General features: G+C 59.6%; 11 protein-coding genes. 3 read left to right on the plus strand and 8 right to left on the minus strand.

Features of this window, described 5'->3' with window-relative positions; all coding sequences use genetic code 11:
* Positions 1–7 precede the first annotated feature (7 nt).
* On the minus strand, positions 8–3,121 hold the full coding sequence (locus KBW81_RS09630; protein WP_254247006.1) for a BapA/Bap/LapF family prefix-like domain-containing protein: 3,114 nt from the start codon (positions 3,119–3,121) through the stop codon (positions 8–10).
* A 155-nt stretch (positions 3,122–3,276) separates the two neighbouring features.
* Entirely contained in the window at positions 3,277–4,170 is an 894-nt protein-coding gene (locus KBW81_RS09635; protein WP_245754282.1) for a YihY/virulence factor BrkB family protein, read from the minus strand.
* A gap of 163 nt (positions 4,171–4,333) precedes the next feature.
* Between KBW81_RS09635 and KBW81_RS09640 the strand changes: the two genes are divergently transcribed.
* Positions 4,334–4,969: a nucleoside/nucleotide kinase family protein gene (locus tag KBW81_RS09640; RefSeq protein WP_254247007.1), complete on the plus strand. Its 636-nt coding sequence runs from the start codon at positions 4,334–4,336 to the stop codon at positions 4,967–4,969.
* A gap of 52 nt (positions 4,970–5,021) precedes the next feature.
* Here KBW81_RS09640 and KBW81_RS09645 read toward each other — a convergent pair whose 3' ends face one another.
* Positions 5,022–5,957 carry an MBL fold metallo-hydrolase gene (locus KBW81_RS09645; RefSeq protein WP_254247008.1) on the minus strand — a complete coding sequence of 312 codons (936 nt, stop codon included), beginning with the start codon at positions 5,955–5,957 and terminating at the stop codon, positions 5,022–5,024.
* 59 nt (positions 5,958–6,016) lie between these two features.
* Between KBW81_RS09645 and KBW81_RS09650 the strand changes: the two genes are divergently transcribed.
* Together KBW81_RS09650 and KBW81_RS09655 are read left to right on the plus strand one after the other, a co-directional pair.
* Complete coding sequence (locus KBW81_RS09650; protein WP_254247009.1) at positions 6,017–6,586, plus strand: TetR/AcrR family transcriptional regulator; 570 nt, start codon at positions 6,017–6,019, stop codon at positions 6,584–6,586.
* Between the two features lie 271 nt (positions 6,587–6,857).
* On the plus strand, positions 6,858–7,307 hold the full coding sequence (locus tag KBW81_RS09655) for a hypothetical protein (RefSeq protein WP_254247010.1): 450 nt from the start codon (positions 6,858–6,860) through the stop codon (positions 7,305–7,307).
* Positions 7,308–7,357: 50 nt separating this feature from the next.
* On the opposite strand, the gene KBW81_RS09660 is transcribed toward KBW81_RS09655, so the two are convergent.
* From KBW81_RS09660 to KBW81_RS09680, 5 genes are all read right to left on the minus strand, one after another.
* Positions 7,358–8,236, minus strand: a complete 879-nt coding sequence (locus KBW81_RS09660; RefSeq protein WP_254247011.1) for a copper resistance D family protein — start codon at positions 8,234–8,236, stop codon at positions 7,358–7,360.
* A gap of 6 nt (positions 8,237–8,242) precedes the next feature.
* Entirely contained in the window at positions 8,243–8,584 is a 342-nt protein-coding gene (locus KBW81_RS09665; RefSeq protein WP_254247012.1) for a copper resistance CopC family protein, read from the minus strand.
* Entirely contained in the window at positions 8,581–9,042 is a 462-nt protein-coding gene (locus tag KBW81_RS09670) for a c-type cytochrome (protein WP_254247013.1), read from the minus strand. The genes KBW81_RS09665 and KBW81_RS09670 overlap by 4 nt, the downstream gene beginning before the upstream one ends.
* Positions 9,039–9,509 (minus strand): DUF411 domain-containing protein, encoded by a 471-nt coding sequence (locus KBW81_RS09675; protein ID WP_254247014.1) that lies wholly within the window; start codon positions 9,507–9,509, stop codon positions 9,039–9,041. Before KBW81_RS09675 ends, KBW81_RS09670 begins: the two co-directional genes overlap by 4 nt.
* 84 nt (positions 9,510–9,593) lie before the next feature.
* The gene (locus KBW81_RS09680) at positions 9,594–9,914 is read right to left on the minus strand and encodes a hypothetical protein (protein WP_254247015.1); all 321 of its coding nucleotides are present in this window, start codon (positions 9,912–9,914) and stop codon (positions 9,594–9,596) included.
* Positions 9,915–10,563 lie beyond the last annotated feature (649 nt).

Consider the following 10,563-nt stretch of genomic DNA (forward strand, 5'->3'; position numbering starts at 1 on the left):
GTGACGTTTAGATAGTCGTCGAGAACTGGATGTCGTCGTCGATCTTAAGCACGGAGTCGCCGCCAACGCTGTAGACGTTGTAGGTTTCGCCGCCGATGACTTCGGTTCCAGTCATTGTCGCAGTGCCTTGGAAGGTGACAGCGTCGTCCAGCGCGCCATGCACGACCAGCACGTTGTCGTTCGCGGACAGATCGTCGATGTTCGCCTTGGTCAGCGACAGGGTCGATTTATCTGCAAAGGTCAGGTCGATTGCGCCGACGTTAAAGCCGTCGATGCCTGTCGCCGTGACGTCGACAACGTTGGTCGAACGCTCGTCCAGCACCAGCAGGGTAGAGTTGGTGTTGCCGTGATCGTCGGTCGCGGTGACGATCAACTGCTTGCCGTCTACGACAGGGTTGTCGAAGCCGAACTCCAGCTCTCCGGTGCGGCCGTTCAGGTAACGGTCGCCGTTGTCAGCGATCAGCGTCGTGCCAGCGCTACCGCTGTTGTACGAATGCACGGTGATGCTGTCGTCGGTGTTGTCGATGGCGATGTCGCGGACACCGTTATCGTACAGGCCGATGCCTTCCATACCCGGTGCGTCCGGCACATCGGTGTCGACCACGAAGGTGTCGGTGATGCTGCGCACGTTGCCAGCCGCGTCGGTCGCGGTGATCGTGATGGCCGCGTCATAGGTGCCCTGCGGGATTTCAGCGCCCGTGTAGGTCACAGTCCAGGTGGTGCCGGTCACGGTGGCGGTGTGTGCCAGACCGTTGAAGTCAACAACCACAGAGGAGCCAGCTTCGACTTTGCCGGTCAGCGTGATGCCGTCCGAAGCCTCTGCCTTGTTCACAACGTCGTCGGTTTCGACCAGACCGGGGTGGGTCAGGTTGTTAACCCATGTGTCCAGCTTCACGGTGCCGGTGGTGGTCGCGGTGTTACCAGCGGTATCGGTCGCCTTAACGGTGACGGCGTAGTTGTTTTCCACGTTGCCGATTGGCAGCTCGCCAACCGCATAGTTGGACGACCATGTGCCAGCGCTGGTTGCGGTGACAGTGTGGGTATAGCCATTGAAGGTCACAACCACGGTAGAGCCTGCGTCGGCGGTGCCGTGCAGAACGATGCCGTCTTTACGCTCTTCGAAGTTCACGATGGCGTCGGGACCGTCAACGTCAGAGGTGTCGACTGTAACGGCGATTTCTGTGTCGACTTTGACTGTCGCAGACGTCGTTGCCGTGTTGCCAGCCGCATCAGATGCGACCGCCGTGACGGTTTCGACCTTGCCTTCGCTGCGCGAAATCTCGGTCTTGGAGTATGTCGTGGTCCACTGGCCCGCAGAGTTCGCGGTCACAGTGTGCGAGAAGCCCGCCATTGTGACGACAACTGTCGCGCCTGCTTCGGATGTGCCGTTGACGACCAGACCTGCGTCCCGCTCGACAGCGTTGACAGTGTTGTCGCCGCCGGCTGCGATTGGCGTGATCGTGACGCCGATTTCGGTGTCGATCTTAACCGTGGCAGCGGCCGAGGCCGTGTTGCCAGCCGCATCGGTTGCAACGGCCGTCACGTTTTCGACCTTGAATTCGCTGCGCGAAATCTCGGTTGAAGCGTAGGTCGTTGTCCACTGGCCCGATGCGTTCGCGGTCACGGTGTGCGCGTAGCCCGCCATGGTGACGACAACGGTTGCGCCAGCTTCGGCGGTGCCCGTGATGGTCAGACCTGCGGTGCGCTCGGCTGCGTTGACAGTGTTGTCGCCGCCAGCTGCGATCGGGGTGATGGTCACACCCGTGATCGTGTCGATTTCCAGCGTGTCGGTCACAGTGGCTGTGTTGCCGTGGTTATCGGTCGCGGTGACAGTGATGTCGACGCTGGTGCCCAGATCGCCCGTTGGCAGCGTGCCAGCAGGAACGTTCAGGGTCCATGTCTCGCCTGTGACGACAGCGTTATAGCTGCTACCACCAAAGGTCACGACAACAGTCGAGCCCGCCTGCGTGGTGCCCGTCAGCACAACGCCGTCGGATTCTTCGACGAAGTTCACGGTACCATCGGTTTCAACCGTGTCAGCGCTGAAGGTGACTTCAGCCAGCGTGTCCACGTCCAGCGTGCCAGTGTGCGTGATCGTGCCGCCTTCGGTGGTGACAGTCGCGCTGACCGGCAGGTCGTATTCGCCAGAGGGCAGATCGGTCGCGGGGATCACGATTGTCCAGTCGCCGTTGCCGTCGACAGTCATGTCAACAACCACAGTGCCAACAGTGACCGTGCCGGATGCATTGGGTGTACCCGTACCGGTGATCGTGACGCCGTCCTGATAGTCAGCGTTGTTTACAACGTGATCCTGCGCGCGTGTGCCGCCGGTGATTTCAACGGCTGGCAGCTCGGGAGCTTCAACAGGGGTATCGCCCGGGTCGTGCGGTTCGATTGGATCAGGCGTATCGGTTGGGTCTGTGGGATCGGTAGGATCTGTCGGGTCGGTTGGGTCCGTAGGATCGGTCGGATCCGTTGGATCGGTATCGCCGCCGTCGCCTTCGGTGCCGCCTTCACCAGCATCGGGCTCGTCAGGCGTTTCGGTCGCGGTGCCACCGTCAGTCTCGACTGCAGTTTCGCCGTCACCGCCGCTATCACCGCCGCCGCCGACCAGAGCCAAACCGCCCAGCGCCGCTGCGCCTGCAGCGCCAAGGCCGCCCAAGCCGCTGATGCCGCCCAGCAAAGGCGCGGCCATCATGGTGGCCTGCGCGTCTTCGATGCCGTCTGCGGGCAGTGCTGCGATCTGCGTGAAATACAGCTCGTCATCGGGGGACCATTTGCCAAAGCTGTCGCTGTCGACATACTGGGCCAGCATCAGGTTGCCGTCGCCGGGCACCAGCTGAACTTCGGCCAACTGACCGCCAGAGGACAGGAACAACTGGTTCTGCGCCGCGCCGTTCGCGTCAAAGAAACCTTGAATGGTGATGATCTCTCCATCGACCAGCATGACCTGCAAGGCCGAGCCCTGACGGGCATAGGACATGACATGGCTGCGCTCTAGGTTCAGCGATACGTCTTCGCCCTGAGAGATGATAATATTTGCATCAGCGCCTTTGCCAGACACTTGGCCACGCTGTAAACCGCCCGCATCATTGCGAACAACGAAATCAATCGCCGACATAAAACTACTCCGCCTCATTGCGCGCCCATCAAGGGACACGTCCATTTTGATTGCAGTCAGATTAGCCGGAGTTAATTCTTTAAGCTAGGTGAAATGTGGCGAAGCATTCCCCATACCCGCCCTGATGGTGACACATTTGCAATAGCCTGCAGGTTTTAGTGATGCCCGTCGATGTTGCCATGCACCCGCAAGTTCAGCGCCGCGCCCAACAAAATAAGGTAGGCGGTGATGTAGAGCCACAGCAGCATACCAATGACCGCACCGATAGAACCGTATACCTCGTTATAGCGCCCAAAATTTCCGAGGTAGTATGATAGACCTGCGGATGCGGCGATCCATAGGATGACGGCGGTCCCTGCCCCGATGGTCATCCAACGCAAACGCGCGCCGCGTTGATTGGGGCCAAAACGGTACAAAAGCGACAGCGCCGCATACAAAACAAACAGCGCAACAACCCAGCGGATCGCCTCTAGCAGCCACGCGGTCGTGGGGTCGATATGGGCGAACTTCATCACGATAGGCGCGATGACCACAGCCGCCAGCGCGAGAATCGCCAGCGCGACCAAGGTGACGGTCAGCGTCAGCGCTACGATGATCTGCTTGAACCCGTTGCGCGCAGGCCGGTTGGCGATGGCGTTCAGCCCTTCCATCAACCCAGCAACGCCCGCACGTGCCGCCCACAGCGCAAGGAACAGCGACAGGCCAGAGGCCCACCCCAGCGTGCCCGTCTGCGCCGCAAGCAAGCGGCCCATCTGGCCGACGAACAGCAGATAGGTGTCCTCTGGGATGATTTCTTTCATCAGTTCAAGCTGTTGCACCACGATGGTCGGATCGGCAAGCAAGCCATAGACCGCGATGATCGCAGCCAACGCGGGGAATAAGGCAAACATGCCAAAGAACGCGACACCTGCGGCGATCAGGGAAATGTGCCGCTCTGTCGCGGTGGTCCAAACGGCCATCATCAGCGCCCAAAGCCGCCTTACCACGCCCACGTGGGGGCGAATTGCGGGCTGTTGCAGCTGAGTGGTTGGGTGCGGAGTATCGCTCATATCCAAGAGTTAGGGCAAAGCGCGGGCGCTGCCCAGCGTGTGTGTCATCCCGGTCATGGGTGTTACGCAAAAGGCGCAGGCGCCGCGCTTTACGCTTCAATGCGCGGGCGGCGCGGCGCTACCCTACCCTCAAATCGCGGCAAACGCGAAAACGAGGGCAGTTATGCAAAGTATCACAGAACAGGTTAACCTGCTGGCAGAACGCGTACACGAGATGCACGAGACGCAAGAGCGGCTCTTGATCTGCGTCGCGGGCGCGCCTGGCAGCGGCAAGTCAACGCTGGCGTCCGAACTGGCGCGGCGGCTGAACCAAGAACGCTGTTCGGCCATGATCGTGCCGATGGACGGGTTTCATCTGGATAACGCCGTCCTGGACGCGCGCGGCCTGCGGGCCCGTAAAGGCGCGCCGGAAACATTCGACGCAGACGGCTTTTTGCACATGATCCGCCGCATGAAAGAAGCAGTAGAGGTCGTGGCCCCCATGTTCGACCGCAGCCGCGATCTGTCGATTGCGGGCGCTGTCGTGGTCCCCGCCAATTGCGCGGTGATTATCGTCGAAGGCAATTACCTGATGTTCAACGAGATGCCTTGGGCGAATCTGGCCCCCCTGTGGGATCTGTCCGTGCGCCTCGAAGTGCCGATGCCGCAACTGCGCGCCCGGCTGATCCAGCGCTGGCTATCGCTGAACCATTCCCGCACCGCCGCCACCCGCCGCGCCGAGGGGAACGATATCCCGAACGCAGAGCGCATCAGCTTGCAGGCCCTGCCCTGCGATATCACGCTAACAGCGCAGGACTGATAGCGGCGGCCGGTTTTGGCGTTGCGGGCGGGTCGCCCGCAACGGGGATAAGTTAACCCTTTGGGAACAGAAACAGGTTTTGAATGTCGACAAGACCTGCCGCCAGATATGACGGATACCGATCCAAAATCGCGGCCTTCAATGCGTCACCCGTTTCGGATTTGGCATAAGCGGCCTGAACGTGGTCAAGATAGATCAGCGCATCATCCATCGCCTGACGCGATCCCGCAGTAGGGCCGTGACCCGGCAACACTAGGTCAAAGGAGGTGTCTTTGCGCATCTCGACAAGGCCATTTTTCCAGCCGTCAAAGTTGCCGTGACCGCAGAACAGGTGGCAATTGTTGTACAACATGTCCTGAGCAATCAGAACTTTCTGATCAGGAAGGTAGATCGTCATCATGTTGTCGGATTCCGCGTCTGTGACATGGCGGAATTCAAAGGTCACGCCATCGATAACGTCGATAGCGCCGTGTTCAATGACGCGGTTTGGCACGACCTTGGTTGGCGGCACGTGTTCGCCCAATGACTCGATGCTGATTTCGATAAAGAATGCGCCAAGCTGATCAATTTCGGCCTGCGTCTCAGCAAATGCATAAATAGGCACATCGCGAAATTGATAGGCCCCGAACCAGTGGTCAGGATGCAGGTGCGAGATGATCATGCGATCCACCGGCTTGCCCGTTTTCTCGGCGTAGTCACGCACCTCTCGGCCGTAGATGACTGACCTTTGACCGTCCACAAACACCAGCCGCTCGGGTGTTTCAATGACATGTGTGGTCACGCATCCTGTCAAATCCGGACTTTGGTAGCTGTGGATTTTGACCTCTCCAAAGTCGGCAATGGTGACGATGCCGTGCCCTAGCGGCGTGGTGCCTTGGCCAAGAGGTCCGCCGCCAAGAACATTCGCACTTACGATGCTAGGGGCGGCAAGCGCTGTCGCAGCAGAGCCTGCCATCAAAGCCCGGCGGTTTAGGATAAGATTTGTCATAGCGTTTCCTTTGCTCACTTACCTATCTAGTACTAGGTAGGCAAAGGGATCTGAGGCATATGACGGACCGAAACGACAAAGCTGCGGCTATTTTGGATTCAGCCCGCGTGCTGATGATGGATAGAGGCTATAACGGCTTCAGCTTTCGTGACATCGCCGCCGAAGTCGGGATCAAAAGCGCAAGCATCCATTACCATTTTGCAACCAAGGCCGATCTTGCCGAAGCAACAGCGCTGGCTTACCGCGAGGCGTTCAACGCCGCGCTAGACGGGCTAAAGGCGGGGTCAACGCCAGAGCTTTTGCGCGCTTACGGGTCCCTATTTGTGGCGACACTGCAAGAGCGTGGCGGCCTGTGCCTTGGGGGAATACTTGCGGCGGATGCGTCAACCTTGCCAGATCAAGTCCGCGCCGAAGTCATTGCGTTCTTTGACGCGCAACGTGCATGGATCGCAGCAGTCATACGGGACGGCCAAGCCAGCATGGAATTAAGACAGGACATTGATGCGGACGCTTTGGCAGCGACGTTTGTATCCAGCTTGGAAGGTTCGATGATGGTGGCCCGCGCCACCCAGCGCCCCGGCGATCTTGAAACCACATTAAACCAATTGATCCATTTGATCAGTGTATAAGCGCTAACCGCCGTGGTTCATCCTTGTATGGCATGCAGCTTACCACTGATTTCCAGAAGCAGACGTTAGAATACGGCGGGGCAACGGTAGTTTAGTCAGCGCGGCAAACCTTAGGCGCGTTCAAAACAGGCGCGTTTATGAATGTTTAAAAACGGTAGTTTTGGGGAAGGTGTGGCGACGTCGTGAACGACTTTATTAGCCGACTTTACGGGTTTTCTTTGCGAACATAGCAGGTAAATTACCCTCACAATTCACGGGGGCGGCAACGTATATGGCGACTAAAACAAAGCTTTTTGGGTATTGGATATCCTCTACTGACGAAGATAGCGCAAAAGAAGCTGTCAAAATGGCTGGGCTCCCCGCCTTGGTCATGGGGGCAAACGCAGCATTGGTGTCCCTGACCACCCTTTTTCAACCAACGCCGAACCTGACCATCGTGGCGTGGTGCGCCACTATAGCGTTATTGCTCATTATCCTTGCTTTTCGTATCCGCGCTGGAAATTCAGCGTGGCTGCCCTTGGTACTCGTCCTGTTCAGCGCATTCCTCGGTGCCAGCGCGTTTTCCTCCTACATCGGATGGACGGCCGCAGGAAATGAGCCGATCAGTGCCGCACAAATCATCACGGGCTGGATAGTTCCGTTGATCTGCATGGTGTTAGTTGTGGCCGGATTCAAAGGTTGGCTTTGGCTAAAGACCAACGGGGCAAAACGTACTTTTTAGGCAACTATTGTATATCATTGCGCCATATCGGATGCGCCATGACCGTCCGGTTACAGATGAATGGGCGGCGTCGTGACGGACGTGAGTGTCGCCGTCGCCAGCAGGATCAGGCCGACGATGGCGACCTCTAACGTGATGGCGCGTCGCAGCGCCTTGTCCGCTTCGGGTAAACCGCGCGCAAGCGCGGGCACCAACCGCCATTTATTCAGCGCTGCCAGCATCAGAAGGATCGACACCAGCGCCACCTTGGCCAGCAGCATCAGCCCGTAGGCCGTCCCGATCAGGGCCCAGAGTGATCCGGCCATGATCCAAGCGAATCCGAGCCCCGCAATAATCAGTATTGGCACCGTCACGCTGGCCAGAACGCCAAAGTCATGCAGCAGCGCAGCACCCCCTGGCACACTGGCGGCGCGGCGCAGGGGCAGCAGCGCCGCAACCCACAGCGCCACCGCCAACAGATGCACCACCAACAGGGCCGACAACAGCATTTGCGGATCGCTTAGGGCATGCCCGACGCGAGTATAGGACACCGCCAACAGCCCAGCGCCGATCAGGGACACGGCAACCCCGCCCCGCTTGGGCAACATCAGCCCAAGGACGCACAGATAACCCGCCATGCGCCAGATCGCTGCCGTTCCCAGCGGCGAGTCCCACACAAAGCCCAGCATCATGGGGTCCACAGCCCCTGCAAACCCCATGCCAGAAATCCGCGCGGCGCGGATGCCAAAGCGGATCGCCAACACCGCGATGCCGATCATGGCCGCAGCGACAGCGATCTGCCGCGCCATTTGCAGCACCGTGGCCGGGGCCTGCCGAAAGGCGATCACGAACAACGGCCCGCCCATGGCCAGCAAGGCGGCCGCAGAACCGATGGCTTTTGCGATAATGGCGCAGGCGGTCAGGCCGTCGATGGCAGTCCCACCCTCCATCCCCAATCAGTCCGCGACCGCAAAGGCAAAGCTGCCCTGCATGGGATGCCCGTCCTGCGACATGCCGCGCCACTCGACTGTATAATCCGCAGGCAGCAGCGGGCTGCCCGGTGCGGCGTCAAATTGCGTGACCGGCTCCATTCCGACGGTGCGGGTCACGGCGATGTCTCCGTCCGGTCCGGTCAGGGTAAAGGCCGTCACGCGCATCGGGGCGTCAAAGTGGATTGCGATAACCTCTGGCGCGGTCACGGTCGATCCGTCCTCTGGCGTCATCGTGGCGGGTTTGGCGTGGGCCAAGGCAAAGGTTGCTGTCAGCGCAAAGGCTGCCGCTAGGATAGATGTCTTCACGATTGGTCCTCCCTCATGTCATGGCTATCGCGGATGCTTTGCGGCCAAGTGGACTTAATATAGCTTAGCACAGCGATGATCTGATCGTCAGTCAGGGTTTCCCCAAACGCGGGCATGTCCGATTTGTAGGTTGGATCGCCAATCATTTCAGCCACCCCCAGTTTCGTCAGCGCGAACAAGGTGGCGCTGTCGTGATGCCAGCTATGCCCGCTGGCGTCGTGCGGCGGCGCAGGCAGCCGGCCGCCAGAATTGGGTGACTGCCAGTTGGGTGCCCCCTGCAAATCTGCGCCATGACAGCTTGCGCAATGCGCAGCGTAAAGCTCCGTACCCTCCGCCACGATCGCCGCATCGCCGGGCATCAGGCGGATCGCGCCCGCTTGCGATTTATCGCCCGCCAAGGCGAACCAAAGCCCGCCTGCGGCTACGATACCAAGCCCGGCAAACAGGCCGCGCTTCACTGGCCAGCCTCGAAATAGATTGCGCCGCGTTCTGCCGCGCCGCCAAAAGCAATCACATTGTATTGCGCCGTCGGATCATCGCCCATGCCGGGGGACCCCATCGGCATACCGGGCACCGAAAGGCCGGTGATCGCAGGCTTGTCTTGCAACAATTTGGCGATAGCGTCGAAGGGCACGTGCCCCTCTATGACGTAGCCGTCAACGACAGCGGTATGGCAGGACCACAGCTCTGGCGGGACACCGGCTTGCACCTTGGTTGGCGCGACATCGTCCGCATCGGTGATTGTGACGTCAAAGCCATCGGCCCTGGCCAGATCGACCCATGCCTCGCAGCAGCCGCAGGTGGGGCTTTTGGTGACATGCATGGCATGGTCCATCGCAGAATCTGCGGCCTGCGCAAAGACAGGCAAGCTGAGTGTCGACAGACCGACGGCCAGAGCCATCAGGGGAAGTTTGATAAAAGTCATGATTTTGAACCTCGAACGAAGTGATCAAACTGCACCAACCCATAGGATGTCAAAAGGCGCAGCGTTACGGCACGGCTTGGACGCTCAGCCTACGCGGGGAGGGTTCAAAAGAGATGAAGGCGCTGTTCCAGCAAGCCTGTTTGGCGGCCCAATGGACGCAGCGCGCCGCAGTTGCTGTACGCCGTGGATCGTCGCAGCTTCGGGCACAAGAGCGACCCAGACATGGCACACGGGTGCCGCGTCATTCGCGTCACCGCAGCATGCGACAGTCGCGTCCGCTGCGGGGGTGTCGTTCCCTGCATGTGCGGCATCGCCCATCACATGTTCGTGCCCACCAGCGGCGACGCTGGCAGTGACTGTGGTGCAAAGGACCAACAGAACGAGTAAGGCACGCAGGATCAACATGACCCCTACCTATGGTGGGTATGCCAACAAAAGCAAGTTGCTGAATGTGGGCGCGGCAGCGGGTCGCGGTTTGCGCGCGTTTGCAGCGTGCACGGGTGTGCGGCAACATGACGTGCCGTGAAACATGATCTGTTACTTTTGTGACTTGCAGTTCTGCCGTTCGGCGGTATCCACGGGATATGACGTTTGCCCTGCAAAACCCTTTTCGTGTGATCATACGGCACCTTGCGGTGCTTTGTGTCATCGTAGGCTTGTTGGCACCGCTTGCGGCGCATGCTGCGATGGGCATGCAGTGCGATATGTCTGCCATGTCAGACATGCAGGCATCTGCAGCTGCGCACCATCACGGCGCAAGCGACGTTGACCAGACGCAGCCCCAGACATGCCACGAAACAGACGCGCTGTGTGCGGGCATGATTTGTTTTTATGCCATGCCTGTGGCCATGATCCAAAATGCATCATCCCGGATAGAGGTGATGGCAAATCCGGCGACGCTTGATGAAGCAGCAGCCGGCGGCACCAGCCCTGCCATGCTTCCCAAACCCCCAAAACACGCCTGATCGATAACTGAGGGGCTGCGCCGTCCAATGGACCGCGCCCCTTTTCCAATTGATCTTTATCCACGGCGCGCAATGGCGGGCCGCGTGAG

Source organism: Loktanella salsilacus, assembly GCF_024206795.1.
In the GTDB taxonomy this organism is placed as follows: domain Bacteria; phylum Pseudomonadota; class Alphaproteobacteria; order Rhodobacterales; family Rhodobacteraceae; genus Loktanella; species Loktanella salsilacus.

Bases quoted from the DNA above. Each gene is read 5' to 3' on its own strand.
- KBW81_RS09630 (WP_254247006.1), bottom strand. From the start codon at position 3,121: ATGTCGGCGATTGATTTCGTTGTTCGCAATGATGCGGGCGGTTTACAG.
- KBW81_RS09635 (WP_245754282.1), bottom strand. From the start codon at position 4,170: ATGAGCGATACTCCGCACCCAACCACTCAGCTGCAACAGCCCGCAATT.
- KBW81_RS09640 (WP_254247007.1), top strand. From the start codon at position 4,334: ATGCAAAGTATCACAGAACAGGTTAACCTGCTGGCAGAACGCGTACAC.
- KBW81_RS09645 (WP_254247008.1), bottom strand. From the start codon at position 5,957: ATGACAAATCTTATCCTAAACCGCCGGGCTTTGATGGCAGGCTCTGCT.
- KBW81_RS09650 (WP_254247009.1), top strand. From the start codon at position 6,017: ATGACGGACCGAAACGACAAAGCTGCGGCTATTTTGGATTCAGCCCGC.
- KBW81_RS09655 (WP_254247010.1), top strand. From the start codon at position 6,858: ATGGCGACTAAAACAAAGCTTTTTGGGTATTGGATATCCTCTACTGAC.
- KBW81_RS09660 (WP_254247011.1), bottom strand. From the start codon at position 8,236: ATGGAGGGTGGGACTGCCATCGACGGCCTGACCGCCTGCGCCATTATC.
- KBW81_RS09675 (WP_254247014.1), bottom strand. From the start codon at position 9,509: ATGACTTTTATCAAACTTCCCCTGATGGCTCTGGCCGTCGGTCTGTCG.
- KBW81_RS09680 (WP_254247015.1), bottom strand. From the start codon at position 9,914: ATGTTGATCCTGCGTGCCTTACTCGTTCTGTTGGTCCTTTGCACCACA.